The organism is Sphingopyxis indica (genome assembly GCF_032879645.1).
Taxonomy (GTDB): Bacteria; Pseudomonadota; Alphaproteobacteria; order Sphingomonadales; family Sphingomonadaceae; genus Sphingopyxis; species Sphingopyxis indica.
The window spans coordinates 51,624-73,656 of the sequence record NZ_CP076394.1 but is presented as its reverse complement, the minus strand read 5'-3'; the positions used below and the strand labels follow the sequence as shown (position 1 = coordinate 73,656).

The following is a 22,033-nucleotide window of genomic DNA, read 5'->3' as shown; positions in this document are numbered from 1 at the left end:
TATCAATCCCTTTCGCTGATGTCGGGTGCGGAGCCAGCGCCGTGGCTATCGCCGCCCTTCAGGGTCTGCGCGCCGACCATCGCGCCCTGCGTGACCGCCTGCCGCTGCCGCATCGCGGTCGCCCAGGCCGGCGGCGTACCGGCAGCAGGTGCCGGCCCCGCCTTCGCCGCCTGACCCTCACGGCCGGCCGCAAACTGCTCGCGAGACCGCTCGGCGGCACGCCGAAGCGGTGACGCCGCTGCGCTCGCCGCCGAGCGCGCGACATTGGCGAGACCCGCGCCGACCGCTTGCGCCCCGCTCTTCCCGGCCGCGCCTGCGGCGTATGAGGCCGACGCGCTGCCCGCAGTGCGGGTAGCGCCAGCCGCAGCGCCGCGCGCAAAGGTGGCGGCAGCACTGGTGGCCAGCGTCGCACCGGCGGCGCCCGCGGCGAGCGTGGCGCCGGCGGCGACGGCCGTGCCGGCCGCGGCGCCCGCGCCGAGCTGGGGCCCGCCGGCGACGATGCCATTGGCGATCGAAGGACCGAAGATACCGAGACCCAGCAATGTGAGCGCGCCAAGCGCGATCGCCATCACTTGCTCGATGTCCGGCTCGGCGCCAATCTGGGCACCCATGAAGCGATCGAAGAGGGTCGTGCCGATCCCGGTGATGACGGCGAGCACCAGCACCTTGATGCCGGAAGAGACGATGTGGCCAAGGACGCGCTCGGCCATGAAGGCGGTGCGGCCGAAAAAGGCGAAGGGGATCAGAACGAAGCCCGCGAGCGTGACAAGCTTGAACTCGAGGATGGTCACGAAGACCTGCACCGCGAGGATGAAGAAGGCGAGGACGACGATCACCCAGGCGATCAGCAGGATCAAGATCTGCACGAAGTTGGTGAAGAGCCCGATAGGCCCCAATAGGTCCTTGCTCGCATCAAGAAGCGGCTCCGCGGCATCGAGGCCCGTCGCCGCGACGACGGCCGGGCGCATGAAGTCGCCGATCGCCATGGTGCCGCCGCTCGCCTTCAGCCCAAGACCGGCAAAGCTTTCGAGCATGATCGTCGCCAGGCTCTGAAAGTTGCCGATGATGAAGGCGAAGACGCCAATATAGAGCGTCTTCTTGACGAGGCGCTGAAGGACATCCTCGTCGGCTCCCCACGCCCAGAACAGCGCCGCGATCGTCACGTCGATGACGATGAGCGTCGTCGACAGGAACCCGACTTCGCCGCCGAGCAGCCCGAAGCCGCTGTCTATATAGGTCGAAAAGACCGACAGAAATTGGTCGATCACGCCCGTGTCGTTCATCGCTCGTTCCTCCGCTCACCGAAAAACCGGCGACGCTTCGCTTCCCATGCCGTTTCGCAATCGGGGTCGGCCGTCGTGACGGTCCGGCAGCGGCGAAGCCCATCGTCCGGTGCCGGGTGTGCGTCCGCCCCGGAGACCTGGGGGACGGACGCACGAGGCGTGGGCGGCAGGGTCGCGGCGACGAGCGCGAGCGTCATGGCGATTCCGCCCAGCACTGCCGCGCCGGCGATCCTGGCCGCCCGGCCCATCTCAATTGCCTTTGCGGAAGCGGCGGAAGCGCTCGCGTCCCTCGGCCTCGGCAGCCGCCGCGCGGGCGGCATCGAGCATCTGCGCCCGCCCCTGCGCGGCGATCGCAGCGGCAAGATCGCCGAGTTGCTGCGACTGGAGCGCGAGCAGCTGGTTGCCCGCCTGTGCCGCCTGGAGGGCGCCGGTCGCGGACTGGCTCGCTGTCACCAGCGTCGTAATCGAGCGGCGCGCATCGCCCATATTGCCGACGACGCCCGCCTGGACCTTCATCGCATCCTGGAAAGCACCGACGCTGTCGTTCCAGCGCGCTTCGGCATTGGCGACCATTTCCGCCTGCGTGCCCGTCAGTGCGCCGCCCTTGTAGCGCGCGTCGAACGCCTTCTGGATGTCTCCGACATCAAAAGCGACCCGCTGCGCTTCGCCGAGCAGGGTGCGGGTCCGGTCGACCTGCCCTTGCAGCTCCTCGAGCGTGGAGACCGGCAGGCTCGACAGGTTGCGTGCCTCGTTCGCGAGCGACGTCGCCTGATTCTGTAGCTGCTTGATCTGATTGTTGATCTGCTCGAGCGTGCGTGCGGCGGTCAGGATGTTCTGGGCGTAATTGCGGGGATCATGGACGATCCCGCCCACCTGGGCCGCGGCCGGGGCGGACACGGCCGCAGCCGCGATGCCGCACCCGGTGACGAGCAGCGCGGCGGCGCAATGGAAAATCGGGGTCTTCATGGTCATTCACTCCTTCAGGGTGGAAGATTGGAGATTGGCGAGAAGATCGGCCGCCCAGTCGAGGCGGCGCTCACGCAGCCAGGCGGCGGCAAAGCCATCACCGCCATGTTCGGCGACGAGTTCGCCGATGCGGATCTGGTCGGTCTTGGAAGACGCGGCGGTGAAGGCGAGCGCGACCTCGCCGAGTCCGAGCTCGAACAGCCGGTTCCCGTGCCGCGACTGGCAATAATAGTCGCGCTTCGGGGTCGCACGGCTCAATATCTCGATCTGCCGGTCGTTGAGGCCGAAGCGCTCATAGACCCGCGCGATCTGCGGCTCGGCGGCGCGCTCGTTGGGAAGGAAGATGCGCGTCGGGCAGCTCTCGATGATCGCGGGCGCGATGCTCGAGCTCTCGATATCGGCGAGGCTCTGCGTCGCGAAGATGACGCTCGCATTCTTCTTGCGCAGCGTTTTCAGCCATTCGCGCAGCTGCGCGGCGAAGGCCGGACTGTCGAGGATAAGCCAGCCCTCGTCGATGATGATCAGGGTCGGCGAGCCATCGAGCCGCTGCCCGATGCGGTGAAAGAGATAGGCGAGCACGGCGGGAGCGGAAGCGGCGCCGACGAGCCCCTCGGTCTCGAGCGCCTGCACACGCGCGTCGCCGAGGCGTTCGACCTCCGCGTCGAGGAGCCGTCCCCAAGGTCCGCCGACCAGATAGGGCGCCAGCGCCTGTTTGAGTTCCTGCGACTGCAGTAGGACCGCGAGCCCGGTCAGCGTCCGTTCCGCGACCGGCGCGGTGGCCAGCGACGTCAGCGCCGACCAGATATGCTCCTTCGCGGCCGGATCGAGCGCCACGCCTTCGCCCGCGAGGAGCGCGGCCAGCCATTCGGCGGCCCACGCCCGTTCGCCCGCCTCGTCGATGCGCGCAAGCGGCTGCAGCGCGACGCCGCCGCCGTCATCCTGCAGAGCGCCGCCCAGATCCTGCCAGTCGCCGCCCATCGCGAGCGTCGCGGCGCGGATCGAGCCTCCGAAGTCGAAGGCGAAGATCTGGCCATGCTCATAGCGCCGGAACTGCAGCGCCATCAGTGCGAGGAGCACCGACTTGCCGGCGCCCGTCGGACCGACGACAAGGCTATGGCCGACGTCGCCGACATGAAGAGTTAGGCGGAACGGAGTCGAGCCTTCGGTCTTGCCGTAGAGCAAGGGGGCATCACCGAAATGCTCGTCCCGTTCCGCCCCCGCCCACACCGCTGACAAGGGTATGAGGTGGGCGAGATTGAGCGTCGAAATGGGGGGCTGGCGGACATTGGCATAGACATGACCGGGGAGACTCCCCAGCCAGGCATCGACCCCGTTCATGCCCTCGACCGTGCAGGTAAAATCGCGGCCCTGGATGACCTTTTCGGCGAGCCGCAGCTTTTCGGCCGCGATGGCGGGATCCTTGTCCCACACCGTCAGCGTCGCGGTCACATAGGCGATGCCCGCATGGTCGGCGCCGAGTTCCTGCAATGCCATGTCCGCGTCGGCGGCCTTGTTCGATGCGTCGGAATCCATGAGCACCGACGCCTCGTTGGTCATCACCTCCTTGAGGATCGCGGCGACCGACTTGCGCTTCGCGAACCATTGCCGCCGGATTTTGGTCAGCAGCTTCGTCGCGTCGGTCTTGTCGAGCATGATTGCCCGCGTCGACCAGCGATAGGCGAAAGCGAGCCGGTTGAGCTCGTCGAGCAGGCCCGGCCAGGTCGCGGTCGGAAAGCCGGTGATCGTCAGCGTGCGGAGATGATGCGCGCCGAGCCGCGGCGCGAGCCCGCCGACGAGCGGCTGGTCGGTCAGCAACGCGTCGAGATAGACAGGTGTCTCGGGAACGCGGACGCGTTGCCGATTGGTCGAGACGCAGCTGTGGAGATAGGTGAGTGTCTCGCCGTCGCCCAGCCATTCGGCTTCGGGAACGAAGCCTTCGATCAGATGGAGTAGCCGCCCGCTACGATCGACGAAGCCCTTCAGATATTCTTTCGGATCGACTCCCGCCTCCGAGCGCCCCTCATAAAGCCAGGCTTCCGCACGCGCGGCCTCTTCCGCGGGCGGCATCCAGAGCAGGGTCAGATAATAGAAGCTTTCGAAATGCGCGCCTTCCTCGCGGAACTGCTCGCGGCGCTCGACATCGACCAGCGCCGAGACGGCGTCGGGAAAATCGGAGACCGGATAGGATATCGCGGGAACACGCTGCGCCTCGACGAAGACCGCCCAGCCCGAGCCGAGCCGCCGCAGCGCATTGTTGAGCCGCGCGGTCACCGAGACGAGTTCGGCCGGGGTCGCGCTGTCGAGGTCGGGACCGCGAAAGCGCGCTGTGCGCTGGAAGGAGCCGTCCTTGTTGAGGACCACGCCCTCGGCGACAAGCGCCACCCAGGGAAGATAGTCGGCGAGGGAAGCCGATTTGGTGCGATATTCGGCGAGGTTCATCATGGGCGCATCCAGACAGGAAATTTGAGGTGACGGCGGGCGACGTCGACGAACTGCGGGTCGTGCCGCGCTGCCCAGACCGAAAGGGCATGGCCGATCGCCCAGAGGGCAAGGCCGGCGATCCAGAGGCGAAGGCCAAGCCCGATCGCGCCGGCGAGCGTGCCGTTGACGATCGCCAGGCTGCGCGGCGCGCCGCCGAGCAGGATCGGCTCGGCGAGCGCGCGGTGGACCGGCGCGAAGAAACCCGGAATGTCGGCCTCCTGTCCCATCAGACGAGCGCCCCGCCGCCGAAGGAGAAGAAGGAGAGGAAGAAGCTCGATGCCGCGAAGGCGATCGACAAGCCGAAGACGATCTGGACCAGCCGGCGGAAACCGCCCGAGGTGTCGCCGAAGGCAAGGCTGAGGCCGGTGACGATGATGATGATCACCGCGACGATCTTGGCGACCGGACCCTCGATGCTCTCGAGGATCGACTGGAGCGGCGCTTCCCAGGGCATTGAGGAGCCTCCGGCATGGGCCGGAACGGCGACGATCATCGCGACGACGATCGCGGTCGAAGTGAGGATGGCGCGGCGGGCGCCATGCCGGGCGGCACGGATCATGAGCTTTCTCCTTCTTGTGTGTGCGGGACCAGGCGATACTCGCCGGTGGCGGGATCGAGCCCTTCGACTCGCGCAAGTTCGGACAGGCGCCGGCCGGTCCCATCACGGACGAGGACGGCAACAAGGTCGATGGTTTCGGCAAGCAGCGCGCGCGGCACGGTTACGACCGCCTCCTGGATGAGCTGCTCCATGCGGCGGAGCGCCCCGAGCGCGCTTCCGGCGTGGATCGTACCGATCCCGCCCGGATGGCCCGTTCCCCAGGCCTTCAGCAAATCGAGCGCTTCGGGGCCTCGGACTTCGCCGATCGGAATGCGATCGGGCCGGAGGCGGAGCGACGAGCGCACGAGGTCGGTGAGCGATGCGACCCCGTCCTTGGTGCGCATGGCGACGACATTGCGCGCGGCGCACTGCAACTCGCGTATATCCTCGATGAGGATGATCCGGTCATCGGTGCCGGCGATCTCTGCGAGCAGCGCGTTGGCGAGCGTCGTCTTGCCGGTTCCGGTGCCGCCGGCGACGAGAATGTTCATCCGCCCGGCGACCGCATGCCGCAGCGCAGCGGCGGCAGCCGGCGCCATGATGCGCGCGCCCACATAGTCGTCGAGTGTGAAAACGGTGGCCGCCGGCTTGCGGATCGCGAAGGCCGGAGCGATCACTACGGGCGGCAGCAGTCCCTCGAACCGTTCGCCGCCGCCGGGCAGTTCGGCCGATACGCGGGGACTTCCGGCATGAACTTCGGCGCCGACATGATGCGCGACGAGACGGATGATGCGTTCGCCATCGGCTGCACTCAGCCATGTGCCGCTATCCGAAAGGCCAGCACCCAAGCGGTCGACCCAGAGGCGGCCGTCCGGATTGAGCATGATCTCGACGACTTGCGGGTCGGCAAGCCAGCCGGCGATCGCCGCTCCGAATGCGGTCTGCAACATGCGCGCGCTGCGATTTCGCGCTTCGAGCCGGATCGGTTCTGCAGCCATGAGAGGACCCCGTTTCGCGGCGCCGGACCGGAGTGTCCGTGCGACGGGGCCGAGTAAGAGACGCAGGGATTGCCCCAATTCAACAAGCTTTTGAGCGCGTCGCACCGTGGCGTTGAAAGACAGGCTATGGCGTAGGCGCCGTCATCGCGGGAGAGCGGCCGCGCCTCCGCGAATCACTCCCGGGGCTTGTGCCGGAGGCGATTTTGACAAGAGTGTGAACATGAGTGATTCGAGGTCGCACACATTTGAGGACGCCGAACGCTGGGCGCGCCTCACCGACAAGCAGCGGGCCTGCCTCGATCTCCTGATCGAGCGACAGACCTCGAAGCAGATTGCGCGGCAGCTCGGAATCGCCAAGCCCACCGTCGATCTCCGGCTGACCAAGGCGCGCGACATATTGGGGACGGCGAACCGCGACGAGACCGCGATCGTCTATGCCCGCCTCAAACAGACCTATGATCGGATCACATGCGATCCGATCGACCTTCCGCCGCCGCCTGCGCTCGTGCCATCCCACTTCCCGGACGGAGGCCCGGCCGACGCGATGGCGCTGAACGACAGTGTCCTGGCGGCGGACGGGCCGATGGAGGCCAGCCCGCCGTTCAGGGATTTCTGGAGGCATGACCATGCCCGGACAAGGCGAGCGCTGATCATGGCGGCCATGCTGGTCGCACTGGTCCTGCTCATCTTATCGGGGCTCGCCATCGCCCAGGCGCTGACGACGCTGATCTCCGGCTGATCCCTTTCCCTTGTGCCCAAGCAATCGCCGGATCGCCCCCGCTTTCCGGAAAAGGAGAAGTCATGTCCAAAGAAACCAGTTTTGCAGCAGCTCGTCTCGAGCGCGACGTCCCGGCTGCGGAAGGCAGAGTCGACGATGCCCTCATCGCGGTGTCCTCGCTGATGACAAGTGTCGTGACCGCACGCCGCGATACCATCGGGGTGCCGGCCACCAGCGGCCATGCAACGATCCGGCGGCTCGCGAAGGCACAGATGGCGCTGGTCGATGTGAGCGGTGACATCCTTCGCGTCCATGGCGATCTCGTGCAAATCGGACGCGAGACGGCGGGCTATGACCTTCATGAATGCCCGGCGATCGCCGGTGCGGTTTCCGAGCCTCTTCCGGCGGCCGCCTGACCCCGATTGACCCGGAGCAATCAGCATGAAAGGTTCGGGCGATGCGCATGGCATTTTTCCTCGCTTTCTTGCTGGTTGCTCTTGGCTATGCCGCCTGGCGCGGGGGCGGACCCGAACGCGCGATGGCCGCGATCGCGCTGACCATGGTGGGAGCGGACAAGATGCTCCACGCTTTCGTACCGGTCGAATTCGCATCGCTGGACACGGGCCATCTCGCGATCGACCTGTTCGGCGCGACCGCAACCACCCTGCTCGCGCTTTTTGCGCATCGCTTCTGGCCCATGTGCGTCGCGGTGCTCCATATACTCCCGCTCCTCGCGCACACGAGCCGGTTCCTCGATGTGGAGATTCATCCGGCGGCTTATCTGACGATGCAGGTCGCGACCTCGTGGCTGGTTCCGCCGATCCTCATCCTCGCAACCTGGCGGCACCAGCGACGCCTGGCGCGCGGCGACAGCGAGCCGTCCTGGTACATCTCGTCGCGTCGATCGATCCCGAGAACAGCCAATCGATAGCCGAAACGCTACTTGCCGAGTTTCATAGTCTCGATCGCATCTGGTCGCGGTCACCCGAGGCGCTGGCGCGAATTCTCGGCAAGCAGAGTCCGGTCATAGGCCTTCTGCTTGCCGCGCGCGAGGCCGGCCTCGAAGCCATGCGCGCCGAATTGCTCGGTCGCGTGATCGAACCCTCCAGCCCAAAACTGATCGAATATCTCAAGACCTCGATGGGCGCGCTGCCCGAGGAAATTCTTCGCGTGCTGTTTCTGGACGCGTCGCGCCGGCTCGTCGCCGACGAGCAAATGCAGCATGGCTCGGTTCGGCAGCTGGCACTTTATCCGCGCACGATTTTCCGGCGCGCGCTCGAGCTGGATGCGGCAGCTATCCTGCTGGTCCATAATCATCCAAGCGGTGACCCGACCCCGAGCGACAGCGATATTCGCGTCACCGAACTCCTGCGCGACATCGGCCGGGCGCTCGACGTCGAACTCATCGACCATATTATCGTCACCCAGCGCGAGCACCATAGGCTGGCCGCCGGCAAAGCTCCGCCGAGGGGAAGACCGGGACCGCCGTTGACCCTCGGGGACGGGCACCGCGACCGCATCGAGACAGAGAAGGGAGTTGCCGACCTCGCACTCGCCAATGCGCGCCGGACCTTGCGCCGGCGGTTGCTGCGCAAACAGCTTCTGGGCAATGATGAGCTATTCGGCGAGCCGGCGTGGGACATGCTCATCGACCTCTTCATTCATGAAGGCGAGGCGAAGCCGGTGTCGACGAGCAGCCTCGGCATCGCCTCGGGGCTGGGGATGAGCAGCGCGCTGAGGCTGGTCCAGCGGCTCTGCGACGCCGAGCTCCTGGTCCGCACATCGGATCCCGCCGACGGACGGCGAAACTTCATCCAGCTGGCGCCCGAAGTCGCGCACCGGCTTACCGCCTATTTCGCGGCCGGCGAGGAATGAGTGCCGGGCCGTGTGCCCAGCGATACTTCCTCCTGGAACTTCGGCCCAAGTTCCATCCGGCGCGCGAGCGTATCGACGAAAGCCTCCCACCGTTTCTTGCCGGTGGCCTGCGCCGCCTGCAGCGCCGCATCGGGGAGCGGCGGATTGTTCGTCAGCCAGGACCGGATGAACAGCGCGGCGGTCTCGTTCGACAGCTCGATATGCCATTCGAGCCGCTCGATCTGCCGCGACAGGCGGTCGAGGCGCCGGGCAAGCACGGCCTCGAGCCGCTCCTCCTGATCGGGTGTGAGCAAGGATGCGAGCGCCGCTTCGACAATATCGGTTCGCGTCATGCGCCGGCTGCGTGCCCGCTCGTCGAGCTCGCGGCAAAGCGCGGCATCGAGGCGGAAGGTCCGTTTGACCGCGGGCTTTTTCACAGATCGATTCCATCGCCCGGGTCGAGCGATGCGTTGCGTGCATTGCGCTGCATCGCCCGGTCCATGGCGCGCCGGTCGCGCGCCGCGTTGCTCCCTTTGCCGTCGCGGTCGAAATCGAACTCGTTGACCTCGGGCACGGGTTCGGGGGCCACATCCTCATGATCGGCAAGGCCCGGCTCCCGCCGAATCCCCGAATTGGCCCCCTGTTCCTCCGTTGCTTCCGCCTCGGCTGGCGCAGCCGCTTTCGGGTCGCCGTCCTCCGCTGCCGATGCGCGGCGTCCGGCAGGCCCGGGTCCGGGAAGCAGAAGGACGGGCGCCGGCTCCTGCGACCGCGGCGTCCAGTCGTCGTCCGCCCGTTTCGGCGCCCGGGCAGGCGGTGGCGGCGCGAGAATGCGGCTCGTGAACCGGGGGTCGACATAATAGCGTGCCTTCGAAGCCCGGATCGGCGGCACGCCGGCGGCCATGACGATCTGTTCGCCGGGCGGCAGCTGCATCACCTCGCCCGGCGTGAGCAAGGCGCGGGCGGTTTCGGTGCGCGAGACCATGAGATGGCCGAGCCAGGGCGAGAGACGGTGGCCGGCATAATTTTTCATCGCGCGCATTTCGGTCGCAGTCCCGAGCGCATCGGAAATGCGCTTGGCGGTGCGCTCGTCGTTGGTCGCGAAGCTCACTCGGACATGGCAATTGTCGAGGATCGCATTGTTCTGACCATAGGCCTTTTCGATCTGGTTGAGCGACTGGGCGATCAGGAAAGCCTTGATGCCGTACCCCGCCATGAAGGCGAGCGCGCTTTCGAAGAAATCGAGGCGGCCCAGCGCCGGAAATTCGTCGAGCATCAGGAGCAGGCGCCGCGGCCGCGCGCCGGGATTGAGATCCTCGGTGAGCCGCCGTCCGATCTGGTTGAGGATCAGGCGGATGAGCGGCTTCGTCCGGCTGATGTCGCCGGGCGGCACGACGAGATAGAGCGAGGTCGGACGGTCCCCCGCCATCAGATCGGCAATCCGCCATTCGGACCGGCCCGTCACCGCCGCGATGACGGGATCGCGATACAGGCCGAGAAAGGACATGGCGGTCGAAAGCACCCCCGAGCGTTCATTGTCCGATTTGTTCAGCAATTCCTGCGCGGCCGCGGCGACGACGGGATGCACGCCCTTGTCCCCCAGATGCCGGGTCGTCTGCATGCGGCGCAGCGTCGAGACGATCGGTCGCCGCGGATCGGAGAGAAAGGCTGCCACGCCCGCCAGAGACTTGTCCTCCTCGGCATAGAGGACATGGAGGATCGTGCCGACGAGCAAGGCATGACTCGTCTTCTCCCAATGGTTGCGCTTCTCGAGACTGCCTTCGGGGTCGACGAGGACATCGGCGACATTCTGGACATCGCGCACCTCCCATGCGCCGCGGCGCACTTCGAGCAGGGGATTATAGGCTGAGGATTTGGCATTGGTCGGATCGAACAGCAGCACGCGGCCGTGCAGCGCGCGAAAGCCCGCGGTCAGCTGCCAATTCTCGCCCTTGATATCATGGACGATGCAGCTTCCCGGCCAAGTGAGCAAAGTCGGTACGACGAGCCCCACACCCTTGCCCGACCGTGTCGGCGCGAAGCAGAGAATATGCTCTGCGCCATCGTGGCGCAGATAGGCTTTGCCAAACCGGCCCAGCACGACCCCTTCCTCGCCGAGCATCCCGGCAGCGCGTATCTCGCGCCGGCCCGCCCATCGGGCCGAACCATAGGTCTCGGCCTTCCGCCGTTCGCGGGCGCGCCATACCGACATGGCGATCGCGACGATGATCGCGGCGAACCCGCCCGACGCCGCAATCAGCGCGCCCTTGTAGAAGATCGGCGGCGCATAGGCGTCGAACGCGAACCACCACCAGAAGAAGGCCGGCGGCGGATAGACCGGATAATCGCCAAGGCGGAACCAGGGGTCGCCAAGCTCGGGCTGGAAGGCGAGCGCCGCCGCCGTCCATTGTGTCGCGCCCCACACCGCCAACAGGATGATGAGAAACACAGCCGTTATCTGGCCCCAGAGAATCCTGTCGTTCACGCTCGCCTCCCATGATGGATGCCCGGCCTCACAGCCCGATGCCCCTGCCGCGCCCGAGCGCCCAGTCGACGGTGCCGCCGGGCGTCATCGTCCCGGTCACATGCTGGCCAAGATGCTTGTCGAGCGCCGGGCGCCAGGGAACGAGCTGGAAACCGAGCCCGTCGTCGATCATCGCGAAACGGCCAGAAGAAAGGGTGACGCGTTCGCGGTAGATGCCGCTCACATAGTCACCCGCTCCCGAGGGTCTGTGCGCGAGGCCGGTGCGCTCAGCGATCGAGCGGGACGCCCCGTCGAGATCGCGCGAGTTCAGGGTCTCGATGAGACCCTGCGCGAGAATGACGCGCTGCCCCTGGCGGCTCGCAAGCCCCTGCTCGGCAAGGTGGCGCGACCGCGCATCCATCGCATCGCGGATTTCGCGTCCGAAGCCTTGATGGCTCGCAGCCGGCTCGCGGGCGACGAGTTGACGGTCGAGCCAGGTCGCGCCGGGCGCCGTCACCTGTGCATCGAGCGGCAGATCCGATCGCGTCACGAGCGACTGCCGTATCTGCCCGTTCGCGTCGGCCCAGGATCGAAGCTCGACGATGGCACCGGGCCGCGCGTCGCCGATCATCTCGATGTCGCCGAACCGCAGATGATGCGTGCGCCCATCGGCGCCGTCGACAATCGCATAGGCGCTGCCGGCGAGTTCGTCGTGAAGCCCGCGATCGACGAGGCGGCCGATGACCGGATCGGCGGGCACGTCGTCGTGGAGAGCAAGCACCGACGGGTCGAAGCGGCCGCCATCGCGGGTCAATGCGCGGTGCATAGTCTTGATGATGTCGCCGCGAACCGAGAGGTCGCGTAGCACGGCTTCGGCATCGCCGCGCATCACCCAGATGCCGGACTCGATCTGCTCGGCAAGACCGAGCGCCTCGAGCTTCGCTGCCCGGCCGAGCAGCTGCCGATGAAGATGCCCATCGGCCCGCCCATCCGGTCGAAGATCGATCTCGCCTGCCCCCTCGGCGGCCATCCGCTCGAGCGTCCGGTCGAGGCTCGTCCAACGCTCGGCCTCGACCTCGCGCGCGAGCGCATCGGCGATGTCGCGCGCGCTGCGCGGCCCGAGCTCGAGCGTGGCGAGATCCTCGGCGCGCCAGCGCAGCCCTTCGCTCATATAGCCGCGATCGACGACAAGATCCTTCCCGTCGTCCGCGACGCCGCGCACGAGGATATGGATGTGCGGATTGTCGGTGTTCCAGTGATCGACCGCGATCCAGTCGAGCCGCGTCTCGAGATCCCTTGCCATGTCGGCCATGAGGTCGCGGGTGAAACGCCTGAGGTCGCCGATCTCCCCGGCATCTTCCGGACTGACGATGAAGCGGAAATGATGACGATCATCCTCGCAGCGCGATGCGAATTCGGCGCAGTCGGCGCTGTCCCCCTCCGCGTCGAACATCGATGCGTCGCGCCCGTCGCGAGTGACGCCGTCGCGTTCGAGATACTGGATATGGCGCGCGAGCGGCGCCGAGCGGAAGCGCTGCCCCTTGTGGCGGACGATCCGCGCCTTGATGACGACGCGGCGGCCATCGGCACGGAAGCGCGCCCGCGCGAGCGCGCGGCGGCCGCGGCCATGACGCCCGGTGCCGCCGCCGGACCCCGGCGGCCGACGCGCGAAACCCTTGCGCGCCATCGAGCGACGCACCTGCCCGGCGAGGCTACGCCCCCGCCGCGACGCCCCGGCCCCGCGGTCCCGCACCCTTCCCGGCCGGACCTTGAACTCACCGTCGTCACCGCTCACGGCGGGCCTGCCATATTACAAGATGCTGTATTTGCTGAGTAATGTTTGCGATCATATGGCCGAGCAATTGCGAGCCATATGAATTTTCCCCAGATTTGTGCCCTCCTTCGACCAAATGGCTGGCAGCCCTTTTATCTCGCCATACTTCCCTTCCATCCCATCCAACCCTGCCATTCGCTGCCGGCTTTACCCCACAAGGCGCAGACGAACGCGGCGGAGCGAGCGAGGCCATCATCGACGGTCCTGACCGGAAAGCGGGACGAAGAGCGGATGCCGCCCGGCGCCAGTGGCTGGCGCGGCGGCCGTCGGACTATCGGGCAGACTGTTCGAGTCCGACACGGCCGGCGCGCGATCTTCGACGACAGAGGCATTGTCGCCCCGCGCGGCAAAGAGCGTCGATCGCTGCCAGCCCGGCGCGGCCGAAGGCGGCGCGGCGGCGCGCGAAGCAATGCCGGAAGCGCCAAGCTCGGGCGCGATCCGCGCGACATAGGCGCGCGTCTCGGCAGGCAGTCCGCGCCGTCCGGACGCATAGGCGTCGGCGCGGCCCGGTCCCGCATTATAGGCCGCGAGCATCAGCGGCACATCGCGGTAGCGATCCCACATCGCGCGCAGATAAGCGGCACCCGCAAGGATGTTCGAGCGCACATCGAACGGGTCGCTACCCAGTCCGTGGCGCGCCGACAGCATCGCCCAGGTCGCGGGCATGATCTGCATGAGCCCCATCGCGCCGGCGTGCGAAACGGCGCGCGCGTTGCCCCGGCTTTCGGCATGCATGACGCGCCAGATCCAGCGTTCGGGGATGCCGAAACGCTGCGACGCCTCGGCGACCGACGCCGCATAGGGATGGACATCGGCGCGCACCGCCGGCGCGGCGACGGCAGCGGATGCGCCGCCGAAGGGCGCGCCGAGTGCGCCGCCGAGTGCCGCCCAGCGCAGCGCGAGCGCAATGGCGGTGCAGGACGATCGCGGCCCGTATGCCATGGTCTAGCTCCGCTCGCGCGCCGACGGGCGCGACCAGAGCAGATGATGTTCGCCCTCGTCGTGCGACGCGCGAAGCAAGTTCGCGCGGAGCGGAACCGCGAAGGCGGGGTCGTCGATCTGCACCGCGATGAATGCTCCGGCACGCTCGCCGGTGCGGTTCCAGCCCGCACCGATTTCGATTCCGCTTGCAGCGTCGCCGAGGAACAGCCGCCATTCGGGGGCATGTTCAGCCGCCGACGGCTGCGCCCGAACGATGGTGATCGCGGCATCGCAGGTGAGGGTGCGCAGACGGCCGGCATAGCCGTCGCCGCACATTTCGAAAGTTCCGATGAGCATCGATATCACTCCATTTCGCTACGGGGAAAAGCAAGATCGCGGCCCGAAGGGCGCCAGCGCAGCGGCGCGCCCGAGGCGTCGCGGGTCAGGATCGGGTGCGCCGGTCCGAGCAGGCCGATGGTCGGAAGCGGCCCGAAGTACCGCCCGTCGAGACTGTCCGGCGCCGCATTGATCAGGAAGATTTCGCGGGGCCGGACGATGCGGCAGCCGAGCCAGACCGGCAGCGGCCGGCCGGCCCGGTCGCGCGCCAGCGCGCGGGCGACGGCCCGGCCATCGACGGTCACGAAGACGCCCGAGCGACAGAGGCGCGCGCCGGGGAGCGCGGCAACGCGCTTGATAAGCGGCACGCCGCGAGGCAGGTATTTGCGCCGCGCCATGTAGGCGGCGAGCTCAGCTGGCGGTTCGATCGCGACCCAATCGCCGACCATGGGCGCGGCGCCGGGATCGATGCGATACAGACCGACCGGCGCGCTTTGGCTCGCATTCCACAGCAGGCGCGGCGCCGGCGCGAACCAGGCTGAGAGACTGAGCAATGTCACAGCGGTAGCGGCAACATGGAGGTAGCCGCGGTTCATGATTCGATCGCCCGGCGGCGTAGCCATGCCGCATGGCGCGCGGCGCTATAGGGACGAAAGGGCATCCCGGCTGCGAGACGGTCGGCGACATGACGCCAGTGATCGGGCGATGCGTCGCACGGATCGACCCCGGCGGCCTCGACTGCATCGACCGCTTCGAGCACCCGCGAAACCTTCGGCCAGCTCTCGATGTGCAGCAGAATTTCGCCGCCGGGCCGGACGAACGGCAGCGCCGTATGAGGCTCGCCGACAGCGACCGCGGTGACGATCTGGATACTCGAGTGGATGGTGCCGAAGTCGTTCGAGGACCAGCGCAGATAGGCGAAGGTCGCTCCCGGACGAAACATGACGATGCGCTTGCGGCGGCTGACGATCCGCTCGGCGGCGACGCGGCCAAAGCGGATCCACTGCTCGGTGCGGCCTTCGATCCAGGTCAGTTCGACCTCGGTCAGCGGCGGCTGCGCCGCTGCCGTGCTCGCCGCCGCGATGCGATCGCGCGGCATCATCGGCGCACCGGCCGCGCCGGATGGACGGTTCCCTTGCCCGGATCGGAGGTCGAAGAGCGCCGGCCGATCTCAGCCCAGGCGTCGAGATCCTCGATCCCATAGACGACGCGTCCGCCAAGCTTGCGATAGGCGGGCCCGGTCCCGTAGCAGCGATGCTTCTCGAGGGTGCGGGCCGACAGCCCGAGATGCAGGGCGGCATCGGGCGTTCTGAGATAGCGCGGGCCAAGGGCGGGCAAGGGGGGATTCATTCGCGTGCTCCTTCCAGCCGCCGGGCCGAAAAAAGCCGGTGCGGCGGGTCGTGGAGCGTGGTGGCGCGAAGATGAGCGAGAGCCGGAGCGGCTAAAATTCAGGGCAATTTTTGTCGCCCCGCAGGGCCGGCGAGCAGCGCCCGATAACCGCCCTGCATCAGACCGCGTGCTTCCTCGATCAACCGCTGCGTTCGCCTTCGTTCGGACGAGGACTTCCATTCGGCGCCGCGGCCGACCGACAGGCGTGGATAGATGATGAGGCGCGCGACATCATGAGAGGTGACGCCGGCGCCGCCCGGTTCCTGGAGGAGATCGAGAATGGCGAGCATCATGCCGAGGCGGCGCGCCTGATAGGCGGTCGGCAAGAAGCCGGCAGGCGGCGGGCCGGGCCCATCGCCGAGCCACCGATCGAACCGCACAGCCGCCTCGTGGCGCAGGCCGACCAACGAATCGCGCAGGATCAGGTTCGCAAGCGGGACGCCGGGCCTGTCGGTGCGGAGCCACAGGCGGTGCCAGGCCCGGTCGTCGGCGAAGACGAAGTGCCGGCCATCTTCCAGGCGGCGATCGGCGACGACAAGATGGGACGGCGGAACCGCAAAGGCGTCAGCCGCCGGGCATCCCGGCGGCGCCACGTCGAGGATGTTGGTGTAACCGCAGATCGCCGCCGACCAGAGCGCAGGACTTTCGCGCGCCGAGCGGAACGGCGGACATGGGAAAGCAAAGACCCCAACGCCGGGCCATCGCCTCCCGCGCGGCAATATCGCCGCGGCGCCCGCCGGTCATAACGCAGTCATAGTCGCGGACATAAGCAGGGTTGCGGCGCAGAAATTCCTGCGCGAAGCCCGGAAAATCGAGCAGCGCCCGCTGCGTCACCTGTAATCCGGCCGTGCCTGCCACCGTCACCTCCATTGGGATGACGGCAGCATCGCGATCGGAGGATATCGGCCTATTCCAACATCGCGGAAGGCCGATCCCCAGAAATGGGTATCCCGCCCGGCTGCTGCCGGGCGGGATAGGGGGGCTCAATCGCCGCGGCGGGCCTGGCGGTTCCAGACCAGATCATGTTCCTCGCCTTCGCCGGCGAAGAGCTGGGCGAAGATGGGGGCGGCAAATGTCGGATCGTCGAGCTTGACCGACAGATAGGGGCGCTTGTCCTGCGACTTCTTTTCCCAGGCGGCGCCGACTTCGGCCTCGCCGATGAAGACGCGGTGGCTGGGGGCGTTGCCGCTCGGATTGTCTTCCGGAACGATGCGAACCAATTTCGCTTGCACCGAGAGAGTGACGATCTGTCCCCGATACTCGCCGGAAACCTTCTTGAACGTGCCGATCCTGGCCATGATGCTTATCCTTTCCTTGGGCTCGGGCCGCACCAGCGCGGCCTCGATGCGCATCGATGGTCAGCAAGGGGCCGGTGCCGCAGCCGCCAGGCCCGCAGCGCAGCGGAGGACGGACACGGGCCGTCTTTCTTGTCTCGCGAGGAACGGCGGCACGCCGGGGGAAGAAAGTCGGTCATGGCCGTTGCGGCGTTCCGGAGCAGCGCAGCGGCTTGCTGACAGATGGCGCATTCCGGGAGGCCGTGCTGGCGTGGCCAGCGACCGGGAAGCGCAGAATGGCCAGGCCGTCCGCGACGAAGAAACACCGGCGGGTCCGGATATCGCGCTATCGAACGGTCGGCTCGTCTCGCATCGCGCCGATTGACGACCGGTCTGCCGCCAGCGACCGCCAACTCGCAGAGGCCGCCGCGACCCCGACAAGAATCGCGAGACAAGTTCGCCAACCGCCGTCGATACCGAGAAGGCCCGCCAGCGCCGTTCCCGCTCCCAGGCCCGCAGCGCCCGCCGGAGCCATGAAAAGCAATCCGATCAGGAGCCGGATATTTGCCGAGGTCGTTCGAGAAAACAGCCACCGCCCTGTCAGATGGAGCCCGATGCCGGTAAGCAGTCCCATCGCAAGTGCTGCGCCCCATCCATATCCTTGATCGCGAAGGAGGTGGAAGGCGCAAAGGCCGAGGCAGACGGGCAAGGCCAAGGACGCCAACCGGAACAGCAGCCCGATCAGATAGAGCGCGGCGATACCGCCGAGGATGATCATCAGCGTCATGGGCGTCGCCCCGCCGGGCGCGCCGACCACGACCTCGACGGCGTGATATGCCCGCCTGTCTCCACAGCAATCGGGCCAGGACAGTGCCGCGAGCGGCGCTGCCCCGGACCGGGATGGACGCGATCAGCGGCCGAAGGGGTCATATTCGCACACGATCGTGTCGGGATCGCCGTCGAACTCGTCGAGCGGCATCACCGAATAGCCTTTGACGGTTTCGATGAGGACGATGATGGTCATCATCGTGCGGGCAAGGTTCCAGCCGAGCGATTGGGCAGTGGAAAGCGGCATGGGTCAAGCTCCTGTCGTTGGGAGCGGGCCATTCCCGCTCGACAGTCGCCCCGCCGGTCGGGGGCAGGCCGCAATCACCGCGAGCGAAGCTGCGGCCGCACGCGGAGCGTAGCGGACCCTTTACGGGTTGATTGAAGGAGGCCTGGCCTCGCACCCAGGGATCAGCGGCATTCGAGCGGGAATGGCCCGCACCCTCGGGCAGCGCCGTGCCGCAGCTGAGAACCCATGCGGAATTTCCGGCAATATGACTTACACAAACGTCATAATTACAATTAAGGCTTATGTGTAAGCCATTATCTTGACTTTTGCGGCGATTGCAGCCTAGAAAGCCGAAAGGATGGTCGATGGCCGACGAGACAATCAAGAGAATCCCGCGCAGCTATTCGCGCTACACCCGCGAGGCTGTGCGCCTGCTGGGCGGCCTCATTCGCGCCCGGCGGATCGAACGGCGGCTGAGCGTTGAAGACCTCGCGACGCGCAGCGGCGTGTCGCGCGACATGATGCGCCGCATCGAGCAGGGCGACCCGCGCTGCGCCATCGGCCCCGTCTTCGAGGCGGCAGCGATCGTCGGGGTCGCGCTGTTCGACAGCGACCGGGACCGTCTCGCCGGGCATCTCGCCGAGCAGGAAACGAAGCTGCGCCTGCTTCCCAAGGCCGTTCACAAGCCGCGATCCGAGGTGAAGGATGACTTCTGACGTCGCGTCTGCCGGCGAAGCCTTCGTCTGGATATGGCTGCCCGGGGCAACCGAGCCGGTCGTCGCGGGCAGGCTCGCGCGCGCGAGCGATAGCCGGCTCACCTTCAACTATGGCCAAAGCTATCTGGCCCGCGCGGACGCCATCGCGATCTACGCGCCCGAATTGCCGCTGCGCGCCGGCCTGATCGAGGCGGCGAGCAAGATGCAGTTGCCAAGCGCGATCCGCGACGGATCGCCCGACGCGTGGGGCCGCCGCGTTATCATCAACCGGATCGGCGGGCGCGACGAAGGCGAGCTCGCTCCAGCCGAGCTGGACGAGTTGATCTATCTCCTCGAATCCGGCTCCGACCGGATCGGCATGCTCGATTTCCAGGCGTCGGCCACCGATTATGTACCGCGCCAGCGGCAGAATGCGACGCTCGCCGAACTGATGGAGTCGGCCGAGCGCGTCGAGCAAGGCGTGCCGCTCACGCCCGAACTCGACCAAGCGCTGCAACATGGCACATCGCTTGGCGGCGCGCGCCCCAAGGCGCTGATCGACGATGGCGCGCGAAAATATATCGCCAAATTTTCGGCCGCCGCCGACATCTATAATGTCGTGAAAGCCGAATATGTCGCGATGCGCCTCGCCGCGCGCGCGGGCCTCGATGTCGCACCGGTCAAGCTTGCGCGCGCGCTCGGCAAGGATGTGTTGCTCGTCGAGCGCTTCGACCGCGCGCCAAAGGAGGACGATTGGACCCGGCGCGGCGTGGTGTCGGCGCTCACCCTCCTTGCCCTCGACGAGACCGAGGCGCGTTATGCAAGCTATGAGGATCTCGCGACTGTGATACGTCACCGGTTCGTCGATCCCGCCGCGACGCTCGCCGAACTTTATGCGCGCATCATATTCAACATTCTTTGCGGAAACACCGACGATCATGCGCGCAACCATGCCGCCTTCTGGGACGGCGGGACGCTGGAGCTTACGCCGGCCTATGACATCTGCCCGCAAGGCCGCACAGGCGGCGAGGCGACGCAGGCGATGCTCATCCTCGGCAACCGGCGGTTCAGCCAATTGTCGCTGTGTCTCGAGGCCGCACCCGTCTTTCACCTCGACGATGCGCGCGCGCGCGCCATCATCGCGGGTCAGCAGGCCGCGATCGAGGCCCATTGGGATGCGGTGTGCGACGAAGCAGCGCTCGGCGGCGCCGAGCGCGCGTTCCTGTGGCGGCGGCAGTTCCTCAACCCGTTCGCCTTCGAGGGTTTTGCAGCCGCGCCGAACTGACTGAGATCCCTGCGCACAAGATGCGCCGGTGCAAAGCCGACCGGCCCCGCTCGAAAGCGGGGCCGGTACGGGCTATCACGACGGCGGGTTCCAGATGATGACCTTCTTCATCGGATCGTCGCCCGGCGCATTGGCGATATTGCCGTAGATGGTGCCGAACTCGGGTGCCGAAAGCGATACCGACACATATTCGGCGCCGGTGTTCTGCGAGAAGCGTTTCCAGCCGGCACCGAGCTCGAAGCCGTTCTTGCGGCTGACGATGCGGTAATCGGGTTCGCTGTCCTTGGCTTTGCGACCATTCGGGACGATCGCGATCGGCGCGGTGACGTTGAGGGTGGCGAGCGAGCCTTCGAAGCTGCCGTCCGCCTTGACGGTGAGATTTGCGATGGTGGCCATGATAAAGTCTCCTGGATTGATCGGGACCATCCCGATGGCGCTTGCACGAGGGGCCGGGAGCCGCCGTCACCGGAACATCGTGACGGGGAACCCCGAATGGGGTTGACGGCCGGAGGCGATCCGAGGCCCACAGAAAAGCGCCCTAGAGGGGTGGACGATCGACCGGGGAGACTTGCTGCCGCCGTCATTCATCGGCTATTGGACAAAGGCACTTGTGGCACCGCGCGCCACCTGTCTTTCCGCGACGACGATCCGCTGCCAGGTCGGTAGCGCCTTGAAAGCGGCAGGCGCGTTTAAGGGGTCAGAGCTTGTCCTGACCCATTGTTGCCGGGATTGGGGATGCCGCCATGGGCAAATATGATGCGCTTGGGGCCTTTTTGCGAAGGTGGAAAGTCCGCAACGACGCCCCTGGTGTCGAACTGAGCTTTGCCCAGATCGAGAGCATCGTCCGCGGCTTGTTGCCGCGCGCTGCGGCCGACCCGCAATGGTGGTGCATGACCGAGCAGGCCGAGCCTCCCCACCGACGGGCTTGGCGCGAAGCGGGCTTCGATGCGATCGCCGACATGGCGGCGGAGCGTGTCTATTTCCAGCGGCGATAAGGCTCAGTCCGGAGCCTGACCTCGAACGATACCACATCCGGCCAGGTTCTGGCCTTTGTCTCAGCCCATCCAAACTGACATCTTGTCCTCGGTGCAATTATACCCTACCCCGCTATGCTATGGGCCATCTGAAAGATAATACCGAGCTTGTCGCGAGAGTCAGGCGCATCGCCGGACAAGTGACCTCTGTCGAGAAGGCGCTGGTATCCGACGCGCCATGCGCGACGGTTCTTCATCGCGTCGCCGCTGTTCGCGGCGCGGTGAATGGGCTGCTGGACGAAATCATCGCCCAGCACCTCACCGCACACGTTGCTGCGGATGGGCTTTCCCACGAGGAGCGAGCGGCTGGCGCAGACGACCTGCTTGCCGTCATCCGTCGATATTCCAAATAGGCGAGACCGTATGACTGCTTCGACAAACGCCGAATATCCGGCACATGATCACGTCTTTTTGGGCGCAGCCCATGATCGAAACGCCCAGCGAACGCTCTGGGTAGTCGGCCTTACGGCCGTGATGATGATCGCCGAAATCATTGCCGGTTACGTCACCGGCTCGATGGCCCTTCTCGCCGATGGCTTCCACATGGCGACCCATGCCGGTGCTCTCGGCCTTGCGGCGGCCGCCTATAGCTATGCCAAAAAGCACCGCAATAATCCCAAGTTCAGTTTTGGCACCGGAAAGGTCGGGGACCTGACCGGCTTCGCATCGGCGCTGATCCTCGGCATTTTCGCGCTCGGTATCGCGAGCGAATCCGTCACCCGATTGATCGACCCGGTGCGCGTCGATTTCGGCAATGCCGCGCTGGTTGCGGTGCTGGGCCTCCTGGTCAACATCGTGAGCGCGCTGCTGCTGATGGGAGGTTCCGATCACCACCATCATCATCGCGAACATGCGCACCCCGAGGACGATCATCATCGTGCGTTGTTCTCGGAGCGCACAGACCTATACTGC

General features: G+C 66.7%; 29 protein-coding genes and 2 pseudogenes. 10 read left to right on the top strand and 21 right to left on the bottom strand.

What is annotated here, in order from left to right; all coding sequences use genetic code 11:
* Positions 1 to 2: 2 nt before the first annotated feature.
* Genes trbL through trbB form a run of 7 tightly spaced genes read right to left on the bottom strand, consistent with a single transcriptional unit; the run spans position 3 to position 6,266 of the window.
* A complete protein-coding gene (gene trbL / locus KNJ79_RS00390; protein WP_137890093.1) occupies positions 3 to 1,283 on the bottom strand; it encodes a P-type conjugative transfer protein TrbL in 1,281 nt (426 codons plus the stop codon).
* Entirely contained in the window at positions 1,280 to 1,480 is a 201-nt protein-coding gene (trbK-alt, locus tag KNJ79_RS00385; protein ID WP_294047895.1) for a putative entry exclusion protein TrbK-alt, read from the bottom strand. The genes trbL and trbK-alt overlap by 4 nt, the downstream gene beginning before the upstream one ends.
* A gap of 52 nt (positions 1,481 to 1,532) precedes the next feature.
* Positions 1,533 to 2,249 (bottom strand): P-type conjugative transfer protein TrbJ, encoded by a 717-nt coding sequence (gene trbJ / locus KNJ79_RS00380; protein WP_137890091.1) that lies wholly within the window; start codon positions 2,247 to 2,249, stop codon positions 1,533 to 1,535.
* Between the two features lie 6 nt (positions 2,250 to 2,255).
* The gene (trbE, locus tag KNJ79_RS00375; RefSeq protein WP_317152376.1) at positions 2,256 to 4,691 is read right to left on the bottom strand and encodes a conjugal transfer protein TrbE; all 2,436 of its coding nucleotides are present in this window, start codon (positions 4,689 to 4,691) and stop codon (positions 2,256 to 2,258) included.
* A complete protein-coding gene (locus KNJ79_RS00370; protein ID WP_058818138.1) occupies positions 4,688 to 4,957 on the bottom strand; it encodes a VirB3 family type IV secretion system protein in 270 nt (89 codons plus the stop codon). Before KNJ79_RS00370 ends, trbE begins: the two co-directional genes overlap by 4 nt.
* Entirely contained in the window at positions 4,957 to 5,289 is a 333-nt protein-coding gene (locus tag KNJ79_RS00365) for a TrbC/VirB2 family protein (RefSeq protein ID WP_291674038.1), read from the bottom strand. The genes KNJ79_RS00370 and KNJ79_RS00365 overlap by 1 nt, the downstream gene beginning before the upstream one ends.
* Positions 5,286 to 6,266, bottom strand: a complete 981-nt coding sequence (gene trbB / locus KNJ79_RS00360; protein WP_317152375.1) for a P-type conjugative transfer ATPase TrbB — start codon at positions 6,264 to 6,266, stop codon at positions 5,286 to 5,288. The genes KNJ79_RS00365 and trbB overlap by 4 nt, the downstream gene beginning before the upstream one ends.
* Before the next feature lie 220 nt (positions 6,267 to 6,486).
* On the opposite strand from trbB, the gene KNJ79_RS00355 reads away from it, so the two are divergent.
* The 5 genes and pseudogenes from KNJ79_RS00355 to KNJ79_RS00335 all read left to right on the top strand — a co-directional run bounded on the left by KNJ79_RS00355 (position 6,487) and on the right by KNJ79_RS00335 (position 8,859).
* Positions 6,487 to 7,005, top strand: a complete 519-nt coding sequence (locus KNJ79_RS00355; protein WP_058818141.1) for a LuxR C-terminal-related transcriptional regulator — start codon at positions 6,487 to 6,489, stop codon at positions 7,003 to 7,005.
* Between the two features lie 62 nt (positions 7,006 to 7,067).
* Positions 7,068 to 7,400 carry a hypothetical protein gene (locus KNJ79_RS00350; protein ID WP_058818142.1) on the top strand — a complete coding sequence of 111 codons (333 nt, stop codon included), beginning with the start codon at positions 7,068 to 7,070 and terminating at the stop codon, positions 7,398 to 7,400.
* A 41-nt stretch (positions 7,401 to 7,441) separates the two neighbouring features.
* A complete protein-coding gene (locus KNJ79_RS00345; RefSeq protein ID WP_058818143.1) occupies positions 7,442 to 7,915 on the top strand; it encodes a hypothetical protein in 474 nt (157 codons plus the stop codon).
* Between the two features lie 137 nt (positions 7,916 to 8,052).
* A pseudogene (locus tag KNJ79_RS22480) lies at positions 8,053 to 8,364 on the top strand (JAB domain-containing protein); the annotation flags it as partial.
* 108 nt (positions 8,365 to 8,472) lie between these two features.
* Positions 8,473 to 8,859: a helix-turn-helix domain-containing protein gene (locus tag KNJ79_RS00335; RefSeq protein ID WP_058818208.1), complete on the top strand. Its 387-nt coding sequence runs from the start codon at positions 8,473 to 8,475 to the stop codon at positions 8,857 to 8,859.
* On the opposite strand, the gene KNJ79_RS00330 is transcribed toward KNJ79_RS00335, so the two are convergent.
* The 13 genes from KNJ79_RS00330 to KNJ79_RS00270 form a co-directional block, all read right to left on the bottom strand.
* Positions 8,835 to 9,275 (bottom strand): ribbon-helix-helix protein, CopG family, encoded by a 441-nt coding sequence (locus tag KNJ79_RS00330; protein WP_058818144.1) that lies wholly within the window; start codon positions 9,273 to 9,275, stop codon positions 8,835 to 8,837. The two genes, KNJ79_RS00335 and KNJ79_RS00330, sit on opposite strands and share 25 nt — an antisense overlap.
* Positions 9,272 to 11,320, bottom strand: coding sequence for a conjugal transfer protein TraG (locus KNJ79_RS00325; RefSeq protein WP_317152373.1), 2,049 nt, complete (start codon positions 11,318 to 11,320; stop codon positions 9,272 to 9,274). Before KNJ79_RS00325 ends, KNJ79_RS00330 begins: the two co-directional genes overlap by 4 nt.
* Positions 11,321 to 11,348: 28 nt before the next feature.
* A complete protein-coding gene (locus KNJ79_RS00320) occupies positions 11,349 to 13,094 on the bottom strand; it encodes a relaxase/mobilization nuclease domain-containing protein (RefSeq protein WP_089216911.1) in 1,746 nt (581 codons plus the stop codon).
* Between the two features lie 231 nt (positions 13,095 to 13,325).
* A complete protein-coding gene (locus tag KNJ79_RS00315; protein ID WP_082660503.1) occupies positions 13,326 to 14,075 on the bottom strand; it encodes a lytic transglycosylase domain-containing protein in 750 nt (249 codons plus the stop codon).
* Positions 14,076 to 14,078: 3 nt separating this feature from the next.
* Positions 14,079 to 14,411, bottom strand: coding sequence for a DUF736 domain-containing protein (locus tag KNJ79_RS00310; protein WP_058818210.1), 333 nt, complete (start codon positions 14,409 to 14,411; stop codon positions 14,079 to 14,081).
* A 5-nt stretch (positions 14,412 to 14,416) separates the two neighbouring features.
* The gene (locus tag KNJ79_RS00305; RefSeq protein ID WP_317152372.1) at positions 14,417 to 14,986 is read right to left on the bottom strand and encodes a S26 family signal peptidase; all 570 of its coding nucleotides are present in this window, start codon (positions 14,984 to 14,986) and stop codon (positions 14,417 to 14,419) included.
* Positions 14,983 to 15,492, bottom strand: a complete 510-nt coding sequence (locus tag KNJ79_RS00300) for a DUF2840 domain-containing protein (protein ID WP_058818148.1) — start codon at positions 15,490 to 15,492, stop codon at positions 14,983 to 14,985. The genes KNJ79_RS00305 and KNJ79_RS00300 overlap by 4 nt, the downstream gene beginning before the upstream one ends.
* On the bottom strand, positions 15,489 to 15,740 hold the full coding sequence (locus KNJ79_RS00295) for a helix-turn-helix transcriptional regulator (protein ID WP_053555711.1): 252 nt from the start codon (positions 15,738 to 15,740) through the stop codon (positions 15,489 to 15,491). The genes KNJ79_RS00300 and KNJ79_RS00295 overlap by 4 nt, the downstream gene beginning before the upstream one ends.
* Before the next feature lie 98 nt (positions 15,741 to 15,838).
* Positions 15,839 to 16,372: a DUF2285 domain-containing protein gene (locus KNJ79_RS00290; RefSeq protein ID WP_231728227.1), complete on the bottom strand. Its 534-nt coding sequence runs from the start codon at positions 16,370 to 16,372 to the stop codon at positions 15,839 to 15,841.
* On the bottom strand, positions 16,344 to 16,637 hold the full coding sequence (locus KNJ79_RS00285) for a transcriptional regulator domain-containing protein (protein ID WP_197411994.1): 294 nt from the start codon (positions 16,635 to 16,637) through the stop codon (positions 16,344 to 16,346). The genes KNJ79_RS00290 and KNJ79_RS00285 overlap by 29 nt, the downstream gene beginning before the upstream one ends.
* 125 nt (positions 16,638 to 16,762) lie before the next feature.
* Entirely contained in the window at positions 16,763 to 17,077 is a 315-nt protein-coding gene (locus KNJ79_RS00280) for a DUF736 domain-containing protein (protein ID WP_058818212.1), read from the bottom strand.
* A gap of 322 nt (positions 17,078 to 17,399) precedes the next feature.
* Positions 17,400 to 17,840: a hypothetical protein gene (locus KNJ79_RS00275; RefSeq protein WP_291674659.1), complete on the bottom strand. Its 441-nt coding sequence runs from the start codon at positions 17,838 to 17,840 to the stop codon at positions 17,400 to 17,402.
* 123 nt (positions 17,841 to 17,963) lie between these two features.
* Positions 17,964 to 18,128, bottom strand: coding sequence for a hypothetical protein (locus KNJ79_RS00270; protein WP_170935594.1), 165 nt, complete (start codon positions 18,126 to 18,128; stop codon positions 17,964 to 17,966).
* A gap of 344 nt (positions 18,129 to 18,472) precedes the next feature.
* On the opposite strand from KNJ79_RS00270, the gene KNJ79_RS00265 reads away from it, so the two are divergent.
* A complete protein-coding gene (locus KNJ79_RS00265) occupies positions 18,473 to 18,823 on the top strand; it encodes a helix-turn-helix domain-containing protein (protein WP_291674662.1) in 351 nt (116 codons plus the stop codon).
* Complete coding sequence (locus tag KNJ79_RS00260) at positions 18,813 to 20,087, top strand: type II toxin-antitoxin system HipA family toxin (RefSeq protein ID WP_310256066.1); 1,275 nt, start codon at positions 18,813 to 18,815, stop codon at positions 20,085 to 20,087. Before KNJ79_RS00265 ends, KNJ79_RS00260 begins: the two co-directional genes overlap by 11 nt.
* A gap of 75 nt (positions 20,088 to 20,162) precedes the next feature.
* On the opposite strand, the gene KNJ79_RS00255 is transcribed toward KNJ79_RS00260, so the two are convergent.
* Positions 20,163 to 20,483 (bottom strand): DUF736 domain-containing protein, encoded by a 321-nt coding sequence (locus KNJ79_RS00255; protein ID WP_067179691.1) that lies wholly within the window; start codon positions 20,481 to 20,483, stop codon positions 20,163 to 20,165.
* A gap of 347 nt (positions 20,484 to 20,830) precedes the next feature.
* Here KNJ79_RS00255 and KNJ79_RS00250 point away from each other — a divergent pair, with 347 nt between their 5' ends.
* The 3 genes and pseudogenes from KNJ79_RS00250 to KNJ79_RS00240 all read left to right on the top strand — a co-directional run.
* Positions 20,831 to 21,082: a DUF7662 domain-containing protein gene (locus tag KNJ79_RS00250; protein WP_067179688.1), complete on the top strand. Its 252-nt coding sequence runs from the start codon at positions 20,831 to 20,833 to the stop codon at positions 21,080 to 21,082.
* Positions 21,083 to 21,201: 119 nt separating this feature from the next.
* A complete protein-coding gene (locus tag KNJ79_RS00245; RefSeq protein ID WP_082737021.1) occupies positions 21,202 to 21,474 on the top strand; it encodes a metal/formaldehyde-sensitive transcriptional repressor in 273 nt (90 codons plus the stop codon).
* A gap of 10 nt (positions 21,475 to 21,484) precedes the next feature.
* Positions 21,485 to 21,997 (top strand): annotated as a pseudogene (locus KNJ79_RS00240) (cation diffusion facilitator family transporter); the annotation flags it as partial.
* Positions 21,998 to 22,033 lie beyond the last annotated feature (36 nt).

Excerpts from the sequence above, each read along its gene's own strand:
- trbE (WP_317152376.1), bottom strand. The coding sequence starts at position 4,691 with ATGATGAACCTCGCCGAATATCGCACCAAATCGGCTTCCCTCGCCGAC.
- KNJ79_RS00260 (WP_310256066.1), top strand. The coding sequence starts at position 18,813 with ATGACTTCTGACGTCGCGTCTGCCGGCGAAGCCTTCGTCTGGATATGG.
- KNJ79_RS00370 (WP_058818138.1), bottom strand. The coding sequence starts at position 4,957 with ATGGGACAGGAGGCCGACATTCCGGGTTTCTTCGCGCCGGTCCACCGC.
- KNJ79_RS00355 (WP_058818141.1), top strand. The coding sequence starts at position 6,487 with ATGAGTGATTCGAGGTCGCACACATTTGAGGACGCCGAACGCTGGGCG.
- KNJ79_RS00315 (WP_082660503.1), bottom strand. The coding sequence starts at position 14,075 with ATGGCATACGGGCCGCGATCGTCCTGCACCGCCATTGCGCTCGCGCTG.
- KNJ79_RS00365 (WP_291674038.1), bottom strand. The coding sequence starts at position 5,289 with ATGATCCGTGCCGCCCGGCATGGCGCCCGCCGCGCCATCCTCACTTCG.
- KNJ79_RS00280 (WP_058818212.1), bottom strand. The coding sequence starts at position 17,077 with ATGGCCAGGATCGGCACGTTCAAGAAGGTTTCCGGCGAGTATCGGGGA.
- KNJ79_RS00245 (WP_082737021.1), top strand. The coding sequence starts at position 21,202 with ATGGGCCATCTGAAAGATAATACCGAGCTTGTCGCGAGAGTCAGGCGC.
- KNJ79_RS00270 (WP_170935594.1), bottom strand. The coding sequence starts at position 18,128 with ATGCCGCTTTCCACTGCCCAATCGCTCGGCTGGAACCTTGCCCGCACG.
- KNJ79_RS00300 (WP_058818148.1), bottom strand. The coding sequence starts at position 15,492 with ATGATGCCGCGCGATCGCATCGCGGCGGCGAGCACGGCAGCGGCGCAG.
- trbK-alt (WP_294047895.1), bottom strand. The coding sequence starts at position 1,480 with ATGACGCTCGCGCTCGTCGCCGCGACCCTGCCGCCCACGCCTCGTGCG.
- KNJ79_RS00305 (WP_317152372.1), bottom strand. The coding sequence starts at position 14,986 with ATGAACCGCGGCTACCTCCATGTTGCCGCTACCGCTGTGACATTGCTC.
- trbJ (WP_137890091.1), bottom strand. The coding sequence starts at position 2,249 with ATGAAGACCCCGATTTTCCATTGCGCCGCCGCGCTGCTCGTCACCGGG.
- KNJ79_RS00345 (WP_058818143.1), top strand. The coding sequence starts at position 7,442 with ATGCGCATGGCATTTTTCCTCGCTTTCTTGCTGGTTGCTCTTGGCTAT.
- KNJ79_RS00250 (WP_067179688.1), top strand. The coding sequence starts at position 20,831 with ATGGGCAAATATGATGCGCTTGGGGCCTTTTTGCGAAGGTGGAAAGTC.
- trbB (WP_317152375.1), bottom strand. The coding sequence starts at position 6,266 with ATGGCTGCAGAACCGATCCGGCTCGAAGCGCGAAATCGCAGCGCGCGC.
- KNJ79_RS00310 (WP_058818210.1), bottom strand. The coding sequence starts at position 14,411 with ATGCTCATCGGAACTTTCGAAATGTGCGGCGACGGCTATGCCGGCCGT.
- KNJ79_RS00295 (WP_053555711.1), bottom strand. The coding sequence starts at position 15,740 with ATGAATCCCCCCTTGCCCGCCCTTGGCCCGCGCTATCTCAGAACGCCC.
- trbL (WP_137890093.1), bottom strand. The coding sequence starts at position 1,283 with ATGAACGACACGGGCGTGATCGACCAATTTCTGTCGGTCTTTTCGACC.
- KNJ79_RS00275 (WP_291674659.1), bottom strand. The coding sequence starts at position 17,840 with ATGACGCTGATGATCATCCTCGGCGGTATCGCCGCGCTCTATCTGATC.
- KNJ79_RS00255 (WP_067179691.1), bottom strand. The coding sequence starts at position 20,483 with ATGGCCACCATCGCAAATCTCACCGTCAAGGCGGACGGCAGCTTCGAA.
- KNJ79_RS00350 (WP_058818142.1), top strand. The coding sequence starts at position 7,068 with ATGTCCAAAGAAACCAGTTTTGCAGCAGCTCGTCTCGAGCGCGACGTC.
- KNJ79_RS00265 (WP_291674662.1), top strand. The coding sequence starts at position 18,473 with ATGGCCGACGAGACAATCAAGAGAATCCCGCGCAGCTATTCGCGCTAC.